This window comes from Flavobacterium zhoui, from assembly GCF_042787235.1.
Classification (GTDB): Bacteria; Bacteroidota; Bacteroidia; order Flavobacteriales; family Flavobacteriaceae; genus Flavobacterium; species Flavobacterium zhoui.
Window position 1 is genome coordinate 1 of the sequence record NZ_JBHZPY010000012.1, and the last position, 19,078, is coordinate 19,078.

The following is a 19,078-nucleotide window of genomic DNA, read 5'->3' on the forward strand; positions in this document are numbered from 1 at the left end:
GTGGTGGTGTGGGTAATATTTGGTGACAAGGCTGTATTGATACATAAGGTTGGTGAGGATGATGCAATTCCTGCTATGTTATCCGGTTTCACTATAATAGTACCTGTAGCATTAACATTACCACAGCCTCCTGTTAAAGGGATTGTATAGTTAAAAGTACCGGAAACGGTCGGTGTTCCACTAATGGTAATTGTATTAGAAGACCATGCCGCAATTACTCCCGGTGGCAAACCACTTGCCGTACTTATTCCTGTTGCTGATATCGTTGTATGTGTTATACTTGATGACAGTGGTGTATTGATACAAAGTGTAGGAGAAGATGAGGCAGCAGTTACAGACATATTTGGAGTAACTGTAATTGTCCCTGTTGCATTTACTGCGCCACAGCCCCCTGTTAAAGGGATTGTATAGTTAAAAGTACCTGAAACAGTCGGTGTCCCACTAATGGTAATCGTATTTGAAGACCATGTTGCGTTAACCCCTGTCGGCAAACCACTTGCCGAACCGATTCCTGTTGCTGATGTCGTTGTATGTGTAATGTTTGGCGATAATACCGTATTGATACAAAGTGTAGGAGAAGATGAGGCGATAGTTACAGTCATATTTAGAGTAACTGTAATTGTTCCTGTTGCATTTACGCTGCCACACCCACCTGTTAAAGGGATTGAATAGTTAAAAGTACCTGAAACAGTCGGTGTTCCACTTATGGTAATTGTATTAGAAGACCATGCTGCGGTAACTCCTGCCGGTAAACCAGATGTAATTCCAATACCTGTTGCCCCGCTTGCTGTATGTTTAATACTTGGTGATAGTGGTGTATTGATACAAAGTGTAGGAGAAGATGATCCGACAGTTACAGTATTGTTTGGTTTAATAATTATTGTCCCTGTTGCATTTACATTACCACAGCCTCCTGTTAAAGGGATTGTATAGTTAAAAGTACCGGAAACGGTCGGTGTTCCACTAATGGTAATTGTATTAGAAGACCATGCCGCAATTACTCCCGGTGGCAAACCACTTGCCGTACTTATTCCTGTTGCTAATATCGTTGTATGTGTTATACTTGATGACAGTGGTGTATTAATACAAAGTGTAGGAGAAGATGAGGCAGCAGTTACAGTCATATTTGGAGTAACTGTAATTGTTCCTGTTGCATTTACTGCACCACAGCCCCCTGTTAAAGGGATTGAATAATTAAAAGCACCTGAAACAGTCGGTGTTCCACTAATGGTAATAGTATTTGAAGACCATGTTGCGGTAAAGCCTGTCGGCAAACCACTTGCCGAACCGATTCCTGTTGCTAATGTCGTTGTATGTGTAATACTTGGTAATAGTGGTGTATTGATACAAAGTGTAGGAGAAGATGAAGCGGCAGTTACAGTCATATTTGGCTTAACAAGAAATGAATTACTACTAACGGTTGTTGTCCCACACTCGTTAGTAACGGCTAAAGAAACTGTGTAGATTCCCGGTATCGCATATGTAACCATCGGCGCAGTTAGTGTATTTGCAGTAGTTGGCAAACCACCTGTAAAAGTCCATAAATAAGTCATAGATGGACTAGTAGTAGGCAAACAACTAGCAACGTTTGCTAAAGGTGTCGTATTCTGATTAAGACAAAAATCCGCAATACTATTTATAGAAACCGTTGGTGGCTGTTTGACAGTGATTGTCTGAATTGCTGAAGTTAAAGATCCACAATCGTTGGTGGTAGTTAATGAAATTTTATAAGTTCCTGCATTATTAAATTGCAATTTTGGATTTTGTGAATTAGCGTTTGTTCCATTCAAATAGGTTACTGTTGGTGTCGTTCCACAGATCGCTGTATTGTTAAAGTTCCATTGATAGGTTATATTTGAGCAGGAGACAGAAGTTACCGAATTATCGGTAGCTTGAACTGTCAATGGAACACAACCAATAAGAGGAGAACTTAATGTAAAAACAGGAGTAACTTTTGACTGCACACAAATATCTTTATAAACAGAATCACCACCACAACTATTAGCAATAAATAAAGTTATTCTATAATTACCAGGTTCATTAAATGTTATTGTTGGAGTCATTGCACCATTTGTCCACGAATCATAATCAGCTTCTGTTAGCCCATTATTGGAGCCTAATCCAGAAGCTGTCCAAGCACCTGGAGATACAGGAGTTAATGCTGTAATTGTCCAATAAAAATTCCCTGTAGTTAAACAAGTAGCTCCATTTGATGTTGGAATTGTTTGTCCAAAATTAGAAGTATTTGTAAGCTGTAATGGATTACCAATACAAATTTTAGGAGGAAATGATGTTGGGGCAAAACTAGCTACAGGACTTTTACCAACTGAAACTAAACCAGTACCTGATGGCTGCGGTGTATTAGTACATGGATTTTGAGTTATTACAATAGGCTGATAAGTATTGTAATAAGTTGTAGCACCTAAAACAACATTAATTCCACAAGATGATGATAGGTAAGTTTTTGTAATAACGTAAGTAGTTGTTAAAGTAACAGGATCTATTGAAGGGAGTGACCATGACATAGTGGAAGTTGCTGTTGGGACAGATCCACCTTGACTATAAACAAAGTTATCTTGTGTTGATGTCTCACCCCACGTGCCAGAATATTTCGTACCGTCAACATTATTTGGAACTGTAAAAGTCCACGTTGTAGTTAATGGAGCACATCCATTAGCTTGATTTTGATTTAAAACCAAAGTTGCTGCTGCAGGTGAACTCCCTACAAATGCATTGAATTGTTTTATTGTTGAACAACCGTTAGTAAAATTAATAGTAATACTAATCAAATGCATACCAACATTGTATGTATGTAAAATTGAATTAGACCAATTTGAAGAATTCAAAACCTGAGTTGAAGGAGAACCGGAACCCCAATCAATTGTATAATTCTGAATGTTTGAACTATATGAAGGAATAGTAAGCATAAAATTAATTACACCTGTTGTTTGAGAAGGAGATGTGGTACATTTAACTAAAATTCCGTTTTGAAATTGACCACTCGTTATTTGTGGCTCTGCAACATCAACTCGAACTACATCTTGCTTTGAACAACTACCAATACTAGCAGTTACTGTATAATCGCCTGACATCGCTATTGAAGAGTTTGAAATGCTAGGCGATTGTTGAGTGCTTGTAAATCCATTTGGACCAGTCCATGAATAGCTTACGGTTTGAGAACCATTTCCTGATGGGGTGGGGTGTAAATTTATTGTATTCCCACTGCAAACTATAATATCAGTACCGGCATTTACAGTAAAATTAGGAATTACCGTAATTATCACTGGATTAATAGAAAAATCAACATCCTTATCCTCTTTATCTTTTACACCGGTTAAAACGTAGGTAAAAGTTCCTGCAACATCTGTTGGTGCAGAAACGGTTATACTTTTATTACTATTTTCTGTTTTTATAGTTAGTGTAGTTCCTCCATTTATGGTATAAGTAAATGTATAAGGTTCTTTTCCATTTTCGTCTTTTACTTCAAATGTTATTAAAGGCTTTGCTGCATTCAAACATACTGTTGCATTTCCTGTTATTTGCCCAGATGGATTGGCAACCGTCTTTATTGGTATACCTTTTTCTATATTATTGGAAGAATAAGCTAGGGGGGAATTAAAATTTATTAGAACGAATAAAAAAATAATTTTGTAAAGATGTTTCATAGTTATGCTTTAATTCAACGAACGTAAAATATCATTTCCACGTAGGAAAAAAGAGGTTTTTTTGCCAAATATAACGTAATGATTTTCCATTCCTTTACGGTTTACCGTAAAAGCGGTTATTTGCAGAAAAAATAATATGATTATTATAAAAATGGGGGTTTTGAAAGGTAGCTTTCTAAAGAGAAGACTTTTCAAATTATATTAAACCATTCTAAAATGGTGTTTCCTATTTCTTTATCTAGGTTTTTTTTATCCGAATCAAAAATAGAAATTTTACCTATTCCGCATTAGTGATGTGCTGTTTCTGTTATTTTATTAAAAGGAATAAAATCTTCTTTAGTAAATGTTGTAGTATTGGAAGGATACAGTAACATGGCTTTAGTCGATTTCCAGTAGTCATTGTACACATACATTTGGCGTAAATCATCCGTTGAAGGTTTACTGCCATTTATGTTTTTCCATTTGGTATCAATAATAAAAGTTTCGTCTTCTTTTTCAATAACGATATCTGGCCGGATGGTGATCCCATTCCAAAAAGGTTGTGATTTTTGACCATGAACAGCGACATTTAAATCGTTGTTTTTTGCTGCTTTTTTCAAGCAGACTAACACATATTCTTCCCATAAAGAATTCATATCAAAAAGTAAGGCCAACATATTCTCTTTACCACTAGACACATTGGGTGCAAAGTTTAAAATAATTAATCTTGCAATCTCTAAAGCCGTTTTATAAGGAGCCGTTTTTCTAGATTTAGGGATCTTAGCAAAAGTTGCTTCATTTGCCTGAATTGGTTGCACTTCAGGAAAATCAAGTTGAACGGACTTGCATTTACTGTACAAATAATTGCCTTTCGAAAATTGTTCAATAATACACAATGCCTGACCCAAAACCTGATGCACTAAATGATCTTTTTCGTAGACTTGATGAGTGGTATAAAAACGCTCTTTGTGAATTAAATTTTTTTGAATATGCCCTGCGAACTCTAATTTTCCTTTTAATACTTTAACATTATTTGTCTCCTTATAATATTGTTTAATCAAACCTTGGTGAATAAGTATTTGTATTTCATTAAGATACCACTCAAAATAAATATCTAATAAATGAATGTTTTGCTTGTTGACATTGGCATTACCCACATTATCCACTTTTAGTTTTTTGGTAGCTCGCAACATTTCTATTAAAACGCCTTGCCAAACTTTCTTGTCATCAGATGAATGATCCGCCTTTGGAAGAATCTCAATACATAAACCATCAATTTGAACTACGCCAACATATTGAGCAAACTTAATTCCTTTATGGACAATAGTAAAATACTTGTTATCGTGAAGCTCATTCAGTTTAGCCAATGCATTAAAATGCTTTTCTTGAAACAAAACTGCATTGTACTCTCTACCATAATGGAGCGTTTGATGTTCAAAAACCTGTATTTTATTTATGGGTTTAGACATTACGGTTTAGTAACAATTGAACTGCTGTTTCTATATTTTCTATATTAGCAATTAACTCATATTGGGTTGCAATATCTGGAGTAGCAATAGCATTGAACTTAGTAAACTTTACCGTTTGATTCTCTTTTACACGAACAAAACCTTCTCCTAATATCAATGCAATTTTTTCATAATCATGATAAAAATATTCCTGCAATAATGGAAAGATATTGTTTGATCCAATAGCAGATTGTATCATGGTTTTCAGGGGAATGATTTAATAGGTTTTTGATGGTCTGGTTGTCGATGAACCAGTTTTAGAAGATAGTTATTTGTTTCAAGGTGAGGAGGTTTAAAGTTTAAGTTTTCAGGTTGCTTCTCGATACAATTTTTAAATGAAGAACTTAAAAATTACTCGAAGTGACGCAGTTGCTTAGTTAAAAGATGATTATTATCGTTTGTCATTTGAATTCATATTAAAACTGATGCCGTTGAAAATGTTCCTCATTCTGGAGCGGAGTCGGTTGCCGTATAGCATTTCGATTTCGGAAGCGGATAGGTTGGAGGAGGTGAGGTGGATGATAGAATTATTTTCCACAAACTGCTCGTAACGGCTGATCAAGACCTCAGCCATTACATTGCAATCGTTTCCGAAATGTTTTATTTGTTGTCCGGCACCTAAATCGTCAAAGCAATAGCCGGAAAGGCGGGATTGATGGTTTTGTTTGAGGGTGTATTTGTTGATGGCGTCAAAATCATTTTTGGCAAATTCTGAAAAAATTATACAGTTTTTGAGTAAAGCGAGTTCGTTGGATTTCAGAATTGAGAAAATAGGGAATGCGAATAAGATCGAATAACAAATAAAATAAATTGGGAGCCAGATCGGCGGAAATACAGCCGATCGCTCGGAATTGCATTCCGTGCCCCTCCTTATTGGCAAATAAAGAATTACTCCAAATCGCTCGAATGCCAGTGGAAAATGAAGTAGGAAAAACTTTCGCCATCTTTCACCACAAAAAGTAAGGAAATTATCTCCAATTAAGGCAACTGATTAAGTTCTTGCAACATATGTTGGTAGAAAGAACAAAAATTGAAACTGGAAGAAAAAGATTAAAAATAAACCGAGGAGATGCTTGTCGATGTGTATCTAATGAAGTATGTTGAAAAATTATATTAACATGTTAGTTATCAACTAAATTGTCAACTAAAAATAAAAAACCCTGTAAATCAAATGATTACAGGGTTTTTGGTGGACTAGGTGGGACTACAGTCGAACACCTTATACCAATATTGACGTTTTTTGAGAGCTTAAAATTATGAGTTGATTCATTGTTTTATAGTTGTTTGAGTAATTTTTTTTAATGATTATTTTTTAATTTTAAAATATTTAACTAAGTGTTTTTAACGTTTTTTAATAATTCTAAGTTTTTTAAAGGTAAAAAGTTGTAACTAAAAGAGACGTTAGAGTTCGACAGTCGAACTCTTTACAATAGTCGAACACTTTAGTGATTAAAGTAATAGAAAAAATTACATAATTAAATTTACCTTTTAATGTTAATATTTCAGTACTAAAAAAGTAAAAACCTGAAACAAAAATTTTAGATTTTTCTTTTGCGGAGGAAGAGGGAATTGTATTCCATTTTTAACTGGTTGATATTGTTACGTTTTAATAACTTTTATTATCCTAGGGTCTCGCTTTTGCTCCTCAATTTTGTCTCGCAAATTTTCGAATTCATCCATAGCAAATATTATGAAATAAAAATACCAATCAAATAAAGCTTAAAATTAATATGTTCAATGATTGAACAGGTTATTGAACTTCTTTTTTTTCATTTGCGATTTACTACACAATATGTAGTAAATCGCAAATGAAATATTTAGATTTAAAATTATTCAAGAGCATACCTTAATTTTAAAAACTACAATTTCTCAACCCATTTACTAATTTCAGCAAGTAGTTCGTTAAAGTCGGGTTGACCTTTATAATATAATTTTGCCGTTTTTTTATATCGTTCTGTAAATCGTTCCCTGAGTTCCTTGTTCTTTAGTAAAAAAGCCTCATTATCGGCAATGGGTATTTCGTAGTCTTTGGGAGGAAAACGAGCTTCTTTGTGTTTCTGATATTCTTGGGTATCTATGAATGCTTTAACTGTATCATCTTTTAACAGGCTGTAGACATCATAGTACTGACGCATTAAATTTTGCCTTTCTACTTTGTCTTCCTGCTCCTGCCTAAATTTGGTTGCAATTGTTTGTAATTTTTCGACAAAAGTGTACCCAATGTGATAGCAGGCAATATCTACAGCACGATTGTCAGTTATGTCTACTTTTTGCTGTATTGCTTTTTTGTATGCCCAAGACGATATTGTTAGAGGGTTGTTTGGTGTTACCGTGTCAAATCCAACTTCCAGTAAAATTCCTTCTTTAACTCCTTCAATGGTTTCCGTTATACTCTCATAATGTAATCGTATGCCTCCACTGCGGTATTGCCTTAGGTCGTCAAATGTTTCATCTCTTTTTACTGCTATGATTCCGTTTATTTTTATTTCACTTGCCAATCCATCATAAAAGTCTTTTCTTTTTTGAATATTCCGAGGCTTATTGTTGTTTGGGTTTTCATTTATTTCCATTTCAGAAGGTGGTTTGATATGGAGGTCGATGTCTTCAGAAAAACGGTGTATAATTCCATATCCTTTGGATAGAGAAGTACCTCCTTTGAGTTCGAATTGAAACCCTTGCTGTTTTAGCCCGTATAACACATGCATAATCCAATAGTCTTTTTCGATAAGCCCAGGTTCAATATTTAATTCTGCTCCTACAATACGCAGGAGATCACGGAAGTTTTTGTGGTTGTGTAAGTAGTCAGACATATTGTGCTGTTATAACAGGTTCCAACAATTTTTTTGCTTTAACGCTGCCGTATTCCTGAAGTGATTTTTTTAGTTTTTTAACATCCATTGTTTTTGCTTTTGATCTCACTTTTGAAACTACTTCTTTTGGATCTTCAGCTAATCGGTCGAGATTGTTTAACAAGTCCACTAATAAAAATTCGGCTGTGACTTTTAATGGGAAATGAGGTTTTACCCTAAATGAAAACGTCATACCGCCAAGGTTAAAATCCCCATGACGCTTGTGATTGTAAACCGTTTTGCTGTTGTATAACTGGGTGGTTCCTACTCCCAATGTGTTATAAGCATTTAAGGAAGTTACCAGAAAACGTTTGTCTTTGAGAAAAGAACGTACCAACACTTCTTCTTCAGGAGGTGTCTCTCCAAAGACTGTTACCTCGGGATAATAGTATAGCCCTTGAGACAGCTTTTGTAAAGTGCCTTCCTGTACCAACTCATCCAAGTGACGGTCAACGGATTTTGACCACTTGGACAAATCAGCCCTACGGTATACTTTTCCTCGTTTTAAATGTTTTTTTAATTCTTGTAATTTATTCATGTTACAAAGTTAATAAATATTATTTAATTGCATATATTTTTATTGAAAATTCATGCAATATGTTTTCCATATGGCTCTATTTTACTTTTCCTATCTTAGCACAACCAATGGATTTATATACTTATAAGTATAGTGTAGATGTTATTTTCGCAGTCTTTTCTTTTTTAATTTATATCTTATTTCAGATAATCTTTTAATATCTATATCAGTGAGGCCTAGAGTTGAATTTAAAATTCTAAAATCATTCATAATAAGTATATCTTCAATATTATTTTTGTTTTCGAAACTTTGAGTAAAATTATCAAATTCAATATTGTTAATTCTGGTATAAGGAACAGGGAGTTTTTTAAATTCACTCGGAGTCAATTCTAAGACACCTCCACCATAATATCTACCGTCTAATTCAGATAATAATAGAGTTAATGTATTATAGAATGAATAAATAAAACTATTCAAATCATAACCATTTTTCATTTCAACTTTATATGCTGAATCCGTTACAAAAGCATTTGAATTATTCTTTAGTAGTTTTGGATATAAATGACTTCTTTTAAAGAAAAAAGCTTCTGGTTTTACTGAAATATTAGGAATCACGTACCAATTATTTCTAATTTTACATTTATATCTACCGGGTATTTCTTCTGCTACTCCAAAACTTAAATACTCTCTTAATTTTGCAGGGATATTGTCACTATCATTTAACTGGAGTAGTCTTGTAGGACGATTCTTTTCTTCAAGTTTTTGAATATCTTTATTACTGAATACAACACTTCCATTTACAAAAAGTCCTTTCTGAATAATTGGTTTAGTGTATTTTGATAAATCGTATTTTTCTTCAGTTTCTTTATCAATAATAAAAAACTTATTTGCAGCAGTAACAATTCCTGGTCTTGAAAATGAATAATCATTAACCGTTTTTAGTTGTAATTTTAAATTGTCGATAAAAGTTAATTCTTCTGAAGTTAAAAAGTGATGCGTCCATTTTACATTTGACTCAACAAGTATATTGTTATGATTTAAAATAAAATTATTTTGTTCTAAAGATTCTTTTGAAGTAATATTTGTAAAATATTCGCCTTTTTGATCCGCTTTTTTGTAAGCAAAAAGAACAATAGTATCTTGCCCTTTACATTCAAACATAAGGTCATTAAAAGTAAAAATTTCAATTCTTTCAAATTCCTTTTTTAAATATTCTCTAACTTCCTCTGCGAACTTAACTTGTAATAATTCTGAAGGTAGCACAAATGCTAAAACTCCATTTTTAGCTAATAAAGTATTTGCTTTAACTAAAAATGTAGTCCAAATATTTTTTACTGAAGCTTCAGTTAAATTTTCATTTGAATGTATTTCTTTACTTAGTTCAATTTGTTTTGATGTAAGTATATTTTTCTTAACATATGGTGGATTTCCAATAACTGCCGAATACAGTTTTGTAGTTGAATATTCTAAGAAATCGGTTTTTACAAATGATCCAGTTTTCTTACCCCATTTTTCGGAGGCTATTATTAATTCAATATCATTAATATCTAATGCGGTTAAATTAATATTTATGTTTTCTTCTTTTTCTAATTCAGAAACGAAAGCTCCATCACCAACACTTGGTTCTAAAATTGACATTCGAGTTCTATTTCCAAAATGAGATAATACTCTTTTAGAAACAAAACTAGCCAAATATGATGGCGTGTAATATGAACCAGTATTTTTTTTGTTAGTCATTTATTTATAGACTATTGTAGTGATTCATTAATTCGTTGTGAACTAATACATATTTAAAACTTAAATCCCCTGCCTTCGTATGTACTAATTTATATTCTTCGGAATGAATATTCATCTTGGATAATTCTTTTGCATATTTTAAAATTATTTTTCTAATTTGATTTACTTCCCAAAGAAGTTTAATTGCATAATTTCTCTCATCAAATTTAAACGCGATTTCCCACATCCATTTTCCCAAATCTGTTTTCCACATTATACTTCCATCATTTGTTCTATATAAATGATTATCGTAATCTTCGTTACAAGGATCAACAAATCCTTGGTCATTGTGATTAGGAATATTTATATCATTGGTTGGCCATTTTGCCAATTTCGTATTATTACAAAACTTACAAGAATATACTAGATTTGAATATTCTACATTTGATATTTTCCCGTCTAGTAACGATTTTGGTATGAAATGGTCAACCTCATACCAAGTATGACGATATCCATCATAAGATCCACAATAGCCACAATGTGAATGAAAATCTTGACATAAATCAGGTTTGTGTTTTGCCCATTTTCCTTCTTTAGGAGATTTAGTCGGAGCAGTTCTCCTAATTGGTAGAGGTTCTCTTACTTTCATTTCTCCTTGTTTTTTTCAATTAACGATTGTAAGAATTCTTCGGCCTCTATGCGTATTTTTGATAAATCTTCTAATTTTTCAAATGAGATTAAATTTTCGGGAATCTCTTTCTTTTTAGTTTTATCTAATCCACCTAGTTCTCTTTGCAAAAAAATTAATGAGTTTTGTTCGGATGAGTTTAAACTTTCTTTTTCGCCTTTTAGTAATAGTTCTGAAATCTTATTTTTCTTTAATTCAATAAGGTTTCTGTATTGTTCAATAGCCTTAATTAAAGTTGTGATAAAGTGTTTTGTTTTATCTTCATTATAGTCTTCATCATTTTTGTTCGGGATCTCATCTTTACTAAATATTATTTTCCAATCGTCAACAAAATGTTCTGCATCATCTCTTTTGTTTGTAAAAATAATATGGGGGAATAATGGTTTTTTATCATAAATTTCTCGTTCTACTTCTTCTCCATTAAAAAAGAGCTTACTTGATTCATCTAATTTGTAATCAATCATCAATAGGTCAATTTCAGACTGATAAACCTGTTCCATAAGTTCTTCAAGCGTAAGTCCTTTATAGAATTCATAACCAACAATCTCAATTCCAAAATCACGGAATCTTTTGCGGTATTTTTTTACTTGTTTTTCATCTTCATCAATGTATCCAATTTTATATTTAGCTGGCATAATTTTCTTATTTTCTTATTGGGAATGATATTAATACTGAAAAACCTTTTTCCGGCTCAAGGATATCAATCGTCCCATTATTATCATCAATGACTGATTTTACTAAATACATTCCTAAACCTGTTCCTATTTCTTTTCCTTTTCTGTCTCTTTTGGCTGTTTTAAATGGTAAAAATATTTCATCTTTGTTTTCAAATACTTCATCCAAGCCGACTCCATTATCAGAATATATTATTTCAATATTTTTATCTTTAAGACTAAGAATAACATCAATAATCCTTTCTTGGGTCTCATTCAAATTATTAAAAGAATCAATAGAGTTATTAATAAGATTTGTAAAAATGGTTGACATATCCATTTCAAAAGCTCTAAAATTGTATGATTCTTTTTCAAGATTATCAATAATATTTAATTGAATATCTCTTTTTTTGAATATTCTAATCCAAGACTCATTTAAGGATTTAAAGAATATAGAGAACTCAAATTCCCCTCTCGTTCTTTTGTCTTTTTTTATAGTAGTTAATGCGTAATCTATCCAATGAATAATTTTATTTGAATTTTCATCTAATAAATCAATTATTTCGATACCATCTTTATATTCAATTGAGTTTTTAATTTCTTTAGGGACGATTGATTTAAAGATTCCTTCAAGTTCTTTAACTTCATAAGCATTGTCTTTTATTTCTTTAAGTTCGTGAGCAAAGGATGACACTACAAGCCCCAAACTAGCTAATGATCGGACTTGAACAATCTCTCTGTTTTGTTGATCAACTCTTTCATCATCAATTGCTTTAAAGGTATCTTTAAATGCCTCTTCATAACTCTTTTTTTCTTCCTCTTCTTTTTTTTCTTGAAATAAATCGGGCTTGACTTTTTTACCGTACAATGATTCTTCTACCCTGTTCCTTTCTGCAACTATTTTATTGGCTAGTGCCTCGGCTCTTTTTTGAATTTCTTTTTCCTTAAGGTCTATCATCCTCCTTTTTTGTTCCAAATAAAGAGGATTTAAAACTTTTGTTCGATCTACTTCAAACTCAAGAATTATCCTAGTTAAGATAAGCTTAAATGTATCAAAAGCATCGTTTTCTTGTAATGCACCTCGATCAGACTTATCAATCAATAAAGGGTTAGTGCCTCTAGAAATGGTGATTATACCAGCAGTAGATTCAGGTCTTACTCTCCAATCACCTATCCTTTGTCCAGGTCCCGCTGGACTTTGTGCAACCCTAAATCCTAACCGTAACCAGTCATTGTTTGGATCACCATAAGGTCTCACTCTAAAAGAATCGCGGTATATTTTAACCCCACCAAAACGCTCCAATGTTGATTTTCTTTCACTAGGCACTATTGTTTTATATGGATAGCCTTCTTTTAGCGAGTTTAATTGCTTTAAATAAAAGAAAGTAAATTCAAAACTCCCCACATCTTTTAACAATTTTTTATTTAAATCATTTAATCCCCAATCAAGAACTTTATCTATAGATTTTGAATATGAAAATGTCTTTTTTTCAAGAGTTTCTAAATCATATGGATAATTCTTTGTTTTAAAAATGTCGGGATAATTCTTTTTTAATGACTTTATATCAATTTCATTTCTTGTTATTTCAAAATCTACATTTAAAGTGTCCGCATTGTAAGTTGCTTTTAATTTGTAATCAAAATCATTAAAAAATGCCGTTTCAACCTTTCCATATTCCTTAGATTGTTGAATATGTTTGAAATAAACTTCAAAAGGAATATTAAGTTCTTTAGGCGGTATTAAAGCCTCTAAACTTTTAAAAACACTCTTTGTTTCGTCATTAAACCACTCATCTTTTAAGTTCGATATTTTAATAATTGTTCCTCTGTCAAAATTTATATTCTCAATAACTTTAGAAATCAATAAATCATTTTGAATAAGCGTTTTTATTTTAAGTTTTAAATCAAGTTCTATAGGTTCAAGATCAGCTTCTATTTCGGAAATTGCTTTGTCAGATTCGTCAAATTGATTCCAGTCCATTTTCCAATATGAACCAGTTTCACCTTTTGTCTTCTTTGAAAGTGTCCACATTTCTGTTTCAAATCCTAGTCTGTCTAAAGCAAATCTCCCTATACCTTTCGCTCCTGTTTTCGTACGCTTATCGTCAGAGATGAAGTCTTTTTCTTTATTCCCTGTTCCAATCTGCATCCAATGTTCTTTAATAACTTGTGCAGTCATTCCTTCTCCATTGTCAATTATATATAAAATGCTTTTCTCTTTAAGCGGGATTTCAAATTCATTTCCATCACTGTCCCTTTTTTTTATAGTTGGGATATCAAAAAATACAAAACAGTTTTTAGCGTCAGCGTCATACGAGTTTTTTACCAATTCAATAATAGCACCTTCTGGGTTAGAAAAATTTTCTCTGCCAAATAATTTACCTGCTCTAGCAGAAACTTTGAAAGGTATTTTAGCCATTATTTAGTTTTAAATGTTTGCAAACTTCTTCTAAAATGATTGATGGATTTGTATCAATTGATAAAGCTATTAGGTATAATTCTTCTACGGTTAATCTTGTGGATTCATTAAGACTTAATTCACTAAGGTGCGAGGTGTTTATCCCCGTTCGTCTAGCAATTTCAGCTTTGTTTACTGATTTTTTGTTTAGAAATTTACCTATTTCTGTCATTTGTCTAGAAATCTTTGATACAAATATATATTATTCGGATGATTATATAGATTGTCGGGATTATTATTCCATTTTAATTTCGGGGTTAAGTTGCAACTCGTTTGATTTTGAGAGGTATGACTAAAAGTAGGATAGAATATTTTAAATTTATAATAGAAGCTATGTGTTTAAAACCACTGTGTTAGTAATTAGCATTAGAATTTATAGGATTATAAGTATAAGCTAGCTAAATTTAAACTTTTAAAAAACAAAATATTTAAAGCAGCTATTAAGAAATATGGATTTAAATTTATCTGTAGGGCAAAGAATAACACCTTGGAAGCGAATTTTGTTTTTAAAATCATCATATCCTCGCTAATTTTCTTGTCTAGAATTTTAGCATAATGTTGGGTGGTTTTAAGGCTGGTATGGCCCAGCATTTTGCTGACGGTTTCCAAAGGAACGCCATTGGAGAGTGTCACGGTTGTCGCAAAGGTATGCCGGGCAATGTGGAAGGTCAATTCTTTTTTGATTTCGCAAACATCAGCGATTTCCTTAAGATAGGCATTCATTTTTTGGTTGGTCAAAATAGGGAGGAGGCGTTTCTCGTTTTTGCAAACCGGATGCTCGGCATATTTGTCGATGATTTCTTGGGCCATTGGCAATAATGGAATTTTGGAAGCGGTATCGGTTTTTTGCCGGTTTTTGAATATCCATTTATCGCCATCTATACCCAATGCAATATTGTCCAGCGTTAATTGTTTCACGTCGATATATGCCAAGCCCGTAAAGCAGCTGAAAATAAATATGTCGCGAACGAGTTCCAATCGCTCGGAAACAAATTCTTTGTTTATCATTTGCTCTATTTCGGCTTCAGAAAGGAAATCACGAACGACTTCTTTGACTTTCGCTTTGTAATTGGAAAAAGGATCCTTGTTGAGCCATCCGTTGGCCAGACACTGGTTGATGATTTTGTGGAAGTTCTTGATGTATTTAACAGCGGTGTTATTGGCACATTTTCTTTCGCTTCGCAGGTAGAATTCATATTCCATGATAAATGGATGATCAATTTTTTCGATATTGATGTCGGTCAGATTGTATTTCCATAAGAGGAAACTTTTGGTATGCTTTAACGAAGTTTCATAACGTTCCAATGTTCCAGGTGCATATTCTTGACCCACCAATTCTTTGATTTTACGGTTGTGTTCCTGAAAGATCGGTATTAACATTCGTGCTCGTTCTTTTTTGCCCTGAAACTCATTTTTGAAACTCTCAAAGGTAATTTCAATCTGGTTCATGAAAAGTTTTTTCTCGGTTTCGTAAACGATGGCTCTCATCATGTCAAGCCGACCATTAAACATACGAGCTTCTTCGGTGTTGCCTTTCATTTTAGATGCTTCAGAGGACCATTTGAGTTCTTCGATAAACAATCCGGTGCTCACGTCAAAGCGTTGCCCGTTGATAGTGATACGTTGGTAAATTGGCATTTGTGCCTGTGCGTTGACTTTAGATTTTCTCAAATAATAAAGTACTGTGATTTTTGTTTTCATAGTGGCAACCTTTAAATTGATAATTAAATTAGTTTAAATGTCAATAAAAGTCAAGATGTTCATTCTGTGAACGGCTTGTTTTACTAGGGTTGAGCCAAAATTCGGTGCACTTTTTTTTCCCATAAGTCCAAGTGCACCGATTGTGCACCGATTTTTTGAGAAATAATGAATAATTTGGTTATTCGGTGAAAATAAAAAACCCCTTAAACAGTGATGTTTAAAGGGTTTTAGTTCATTTTGAGAATTCTCTCGCGGAGAAAGAGGCTCCGATGCCTTTATAATAGTCCCAGTAAATACTGGGCTTTCTAAACGTTTTTTAAGAACAGGGTCACCAATAGGATCACTAGACTTTCAAAGTCTTTTTTATCATTGTGCAAATATAAGCAATAAGTGCTTAAGTAGTTGTTTTTTAGAGGATAAAATCATGTTCGCAACATATTTTTAGACATGGAAAAAAATTAGTTGGGCCCGTTGTATTGATATGATTTTTTTTATTCCGTTATATGTGAGATAATATAATATTTTTTTATTTCAATAATTACCTTGTTATTATTGGTTGGCGCATTGTTGAATGCTTAATTTTTACGAAAACAGTTGAAATTTGTAACGAAACCATGATTTTGATTGTAACAAATAAGTTGAAAATTTGTTAAAAAAGACAACTACGAATTTAGTGCTATTTTCTATACAGAAATTAGCAGCCCTGGTTTTACTGGGGTTTACAGATCTCGAGGTACAAATACGGTACAAATCTGAACAAAATAACACCACAATAACAACAAATAAACTTTTACCTATTTTTCAATTGAATTACCGTATTTGGTCAATTTGTAATAAGATCTTTTCTAAGAACACATTAATCCAGTGGTTGAGACAAATGTATAAAATATTTTTTATAAAGAAAGGTGGTTTATTTATATTTTAAGGTGACCTCGAAAGGACAAATTTCGCATCATTTTATGGAGGATTTGAAGATATTGGCGTACTATATGTAGGGTCAGTCTTAAGATGGCTTCAACAATTTGGTTTGGATGTCCTGTTGGGGATTGGTGTCATCGCTTATAATTTTTAGATCTCTCTAATAAATAAAAAAGATGATCGAATTATTTCTCTAGCGTAATTATTGGCGAATAGTCAGTCAGATCATACTCTTTTATTATAATTTGACCAGTCGATTTATATTTAATTTACTCTTACTTTTATTGTGAGAAATGTAACTATTTTTTTAGTGAACTAAAAAACAATAGTTTTATAATGAGGAATACGGAAAACCGTAATGCTAGTCCTTTGCAATTATATACATTTAGCATTTTAAGGCAAAAAAATAATAATTTTTAATTATGTATATAGAAAAGCTTACCATTTCGAAATTCAGATCTATTGAGCATTTAGTAGTAGAGTTCAACAAAGGCGTCAACATTATAGTAGGAGAAAATAATGTTGGAAAGAGTACTATCATTGATGCCATCCGGATTTGTCTTAGTATAGGGAAGCAGTGGCGTGACATTGGTATTAAAAATCCAGAAGATTTTTATATCGACAATACATTGATTTCGGATGTCTTGGATCCTATTGAATTTTTATTAGAGTTTAAGATTGAAGAAGCTGAGGACAGACAGCTATTTCATTCTCTGCTATGGCAAAATCCTATGAATGCTGCTGAAACGAGTCTGAGGTTAAACTTTAAATACGAGATAGAAAACGATATTTTAGGAAACGAAAAATTAAAATGGAAAGTATTAGGTGGATTTGACAGCACAGTTGACATGTCTGAGTTACAGCAAATCTATTACTCATACCTTGAACCTTTAAGAAATGCAGAGCAAGAATTGAGACCATATGCCAACAATAATAAAATAACTTCTTTATTCAAGGATATGACTTCTTATGAGAAGGCTGATAAAGCAGGTTCAAAAACAGTTAAATTAACTAATGAAAAGAAAAAAGAGCTCTCACAGGCAATTGAAACGGTACTGCAAAACGATGACTGGATGGGTTTAATTAGTACCGGACAATACTTTATAAATGAACATTTAGAGAAAGCCGATATCAAGAAAAAAAGTTCGAAAGTACATTTAAAGTTATTGGAATATAAATATGATAATATAGTAAAAGGGCTTTTGACTAGAAAGCCTGTTTATTCCGATAAAGTTTTGGGAACTAACCATCATTTGCAAAAATACTTTGACATCAGTCAGAATGGATTGGGGGACAACAATATTATTTTGGCATCAGCAATTTTAGGTGATTTAAAAAGCCGAAGAGACCAAAAAATTGAACACTATTATGCTTTACTGATAGAAGAACCGGAAGCTCATTTGCATCCACAGAGACAAAATACATTTTTTAATTATTTAAATACTTTGCAAGATCTAGGAGTTCAAATATTTATAACTTCTCATTCTCCGACAATCACAGCCAAATCTGATCTTGATAATTTGCTAATCCTTCAAAAAGATGAAAATAGTAAAACCTCATTTTTTACAACTAAAAAATCAGCTCTTTCAGCTAAGAATAAAGCTCATTTGAGAAAATTTTTGGACGTAACGAAATCACAGTTGTTTTTCGCAAGTGGATCAATTTTAGTAGAAGGTATTTCTGAAGCATTACTGCTCCCTGTTTTTGCAGTGATGATGGGCGCAGATTATGATCTGGATAAAAATGGCATCGAGATTGTAAATATAAATGGTGTCGCGTTTGAACCATTTGCTAATCTTTTTAATAGCAAGGACAAGGAAAAAAGGCTATCAACTTTTTGTTCAATAATTACCGATGACGACAGAAGTATCATAAAAATCGCAAATTTTATTAGCAAGACCAATGGAATAAACAAGGCACAGGCGACTGAAATATTTACTGAACTTAAAAGATTGTTGATTATTGATCTAAATAATCGGATTATAAATTTTGATGCCAAAGTAGGACTTAAAATCGCCGGATATGAAGCAATGGAAACATTTTTAAAGGGTGTTCTTTCAATCAAATTTAATAAAATTTCAGACAGAGCCCTAAAAGCACAGAAATTGGCAAATGAAAACCTTCATATTGAGCTGGCCAAACATACATTTGAATATGAGCTGATAACAGCGGACGATTATAATGCAGTACTAATTGCTAAGATCTATAATAAAATGCATTCTGCAAATTATATTGATGTTACAGCGAATAAGTATTTAATAGCGGCTGATATATTAAGAAAGCTTAAATCTAACAAAGATAAATCTGAGTTAGCTGAGAATTTGGCTTATGTTCTGGAATCTGCTCCAAAATTACAAAAAGATTTCGTGCTTCCAGTCTATATAACCCAGTCTATTCGTTGGGTAATTGATAAAAAAATCTGATCT

12 protein-coding genes are annotated in these 19,078 nt (G+C 32.6%); 1 reads left to right on the top strand and 11 read right to left on the bottom strand.

From position 1 onward, the window contains the following. From ACFX5F_RS12950 to ACFX5F_RS13000, 11 genes are all read right to left on the bottom strand, one after another. On the bottom strand, nt 1–3,665 hold a 3,665-nt coding region (locus ACFX5F_RS12950), incomplete at its 3' end, for a beta strand repeat-containing protein (RefSeq protein ID WP_379852423.1). Nucleotides 3,666–3,952: 287 nt separating this feature from the next. Then, a complete protein-coding gene (locus tag ACFX5F_RS12955; protein WP_379852424.1) occupies nt 3,953–5,113 on the bottom strand; it encodes an McrC family protein in 1,161 nt (386 codons plus the stop codon). Next, the gene (locus tag ACFX5F_RS12960) at nt 5,106–5,351 is read right to left on the bottom strand and encodes a hypothetical protein (RefSeq protein ID WP_379852425.1); all 246 of its coding nucleotides are present in this window, start codon (nt 5,349–5,351) and stop codon (nt 5,106–5,108) included. The genes ACFX5F_RS12955 and ACFX5F_RS12960 overlap by 8 nt, the downstream gene beginning before the upstream one ends. 1,660 nt (nt 5,352–7,011) lie before the next feature. Next, nucleotides 7,012–7,962 carry a nucleotidyl transferase AbiEii/AbiGii toxin family protein gene (locus ACFX5F_RS12965; protein WP_379852426.1) on the bottom strand — a complete coding sequence of 317 codons (951 nt, stop codon included), beginning with the start codon at nt 7,960–7,962 and terminating at the stop codon, nt 7,012–7,014. Next, complete coding sequence (locus ACFX5F_RS12970; RefSeq protein WP_379852427.1) at nt 7,955–8,539, bottom strand: DUF6088 family protein; 585 nt, start codon at nt 8,537–8,539, stop codon at nt 7,955–7,957. The genes ACFX5F_RS12965 and ACFX5F_RS12970 overlap by 8 nt, the downstream gene beginning before the upstream one ends. A 141-nt stretch (nt 8,540–8,680) precedes the next feature. Further along, nucleotides 8,681–10,255 carry an Eco57I restriction-modification methylase domain-containing protein gene (locus tag ACFX5F_RS12975; protein ID WP_379852428.1) on the bottom strand — a complete coding sequence of 525 codons (1,575 nt, stop codon included), beginning with the start codon at nt 10,253–10,255 and terminating at the stop codon, nt 8,681–8,683. A 4-nt stretch (nt 10,256–10,259) separates the two neighbouring features. Beyond that, nucleotides 10,260–10,883 carry an HNH endonuclease gene (locus ACFX5F_RS12980; protein ID WP_379852429.1) on the bottom strand — a complete coding sequence of 208 codons (624 nt, stop codon included), beginning with the start codon at nt 10,881–10,883 and terminating at the stop codon, nt 10,260–10,262. Further along, nucleotides 10,880–11,557 (bottom strand): hypothetical protein, encoded by a 678-nt coding sequence (locus tag ACFX5F_RS12985; protein ID WP_379852430.1) that lies wholly within the window; start codon nt 11,555–11,557, stop codon nt 10,880–10,882. The genes ACFX5F_RS12980 and ACFX5F_RS12985 overlap by 4 nt, the downstream gene beginning before the upstream one ends. Before the next feature lie 7 nt (nt 11,558–11,564). After that, nucleotides 11,565–13,994 (bottom strand): ATP-binding protein, encoded by a 2,430-nt coding sequence (locus ACFX5F_RS12990; protein ID WP_379852431.1) that lies wholly within the window; start codon nt 13,992–13,994, stop codon nt 11,565–11,567. Continuing rightward, nucleotides 13,987–14,205, bottom strand: coding sequence for a helix-turn-helix domain-containing protein (locus tag ACFX5F_RS12995; RefSeq protein ID WP_379852432.1), 219 nt, complete (start codon nt 14,203–14,205; stop codon nt 13,987–13,989). The genes ACFX5F_RS12990 and ACFX5F_RS12995 overlap by 8 nt, the downstream gene beginning before the upstream one ends. Before the next feature lie 209 nt (nt 14,206–14,414). Continuing rightward, nucleotides 14,415–15,734: a site-specific integrase gene (locus tag ACFX5F_RS13000; RefSeq protein ID WP_379852433.1), complete on the bottom strand. Its 1,320-nt coding sequence runs from the start codon at nt 15,732–15,734 to the stop codon at nt 14,415–14,417. 1,340 nt (nt 15,735–17,074) lie between these two features. On the opposite strand from ACFX5F_RS13000, the gene ACFX5F_RS13005 reads away from it, so the two are divergent. Then, a complete protein-coding gene (locus ACFX5F_RS13005) occupies nt 17,075–19,075 on the top strand; it encodes an ATP-dependent nuclease (RefSeq protein WP_379852434.1) in 2,001 nt (666 codons plus the stop codon). Nucleotides 19,076–19,078: the final 3 nt, after the last annotated feature.

Bases quoted from the DNA above. Each gene is read 5' to 3' on its own strand.
- ACFX5F_RS12975 (WP_379852428.1), bottom strand. From the start codon at position 10,255: ATGACTAACAAAAAAAATACTGGTTCATATTACACGCCATCATATTTG.
- ACFX5F_RS12985 (WP_379852430.1), bottom strand. From the start codon at position 11,557: ATGCCAGCTAAATATAAAATTGGATACATTGATGAAGATGAAAAACAA.
- ACFX5F_RS12965 (WP_379852426.1), bottom strand. From the start codon at position 7,962: ATGTCTGACTACTTACACAACCACAAAAACTTCCGTGATCTCCTGCGT.
- ACFX5F_RS12970 (WP_379852427.1), bottom strand. From the start codon at position 8,539: ATGAATAAATTACAAGAATTAAAAAAACATTTAAAACGAGGAAAAGTA.
- ACFX5F_RS12995 (WP_379852432.1), bottom strand. From the start codon at position 14,205: ATGACAGAAATAGGTAAATTTCTAAACAAAAAATCAGTAAACAAAGCT.
- ACFX5F_RS12990 (WP_379852431.1), bottom strand. From the start codon at position 13,994: ATGGCTAAAATACCTTTCAAAGTTTCTGCTAGAGCAGGTAAATTATTT.
- ACFX5F_RS13005 (WP_379852434.1), top strand. From the start codon at position 17,075: ATGTATATAGAAAAGCTTACCATTTCGAAATTCAGATCTATTGAGCAT.
- ACFX5F_RS12955 (WP_379852424.1), bottom strand. From the start codon at position 5,113: ATGTCTAAACCCATAAATAAAATACAGGTTTTTGAACATCAAACGCTC.
- ACFX5F_RS13000 (WP_379852433.1), bottom strand. From the start codon at position 15,734: ATGAAAACAAAAATCACAGTACTTTATTATTTGAGAAAATCTAAAGTC.
- ACFX5F_RS12980 (WP_379852429.1), bottom strand. From the start codon at position 10,883: ATGAAAGTAAGAGAACCTCTACCAATTAGGAGAACTGCTCCGACTAAA.
- ACFX5F_RS12960 (WP_379852425.1), bottom strand. From the start codon at position 5,351: ATGATACAATCTGCTATTGGATCAAACAATATCTTTCCATTATTGCAG.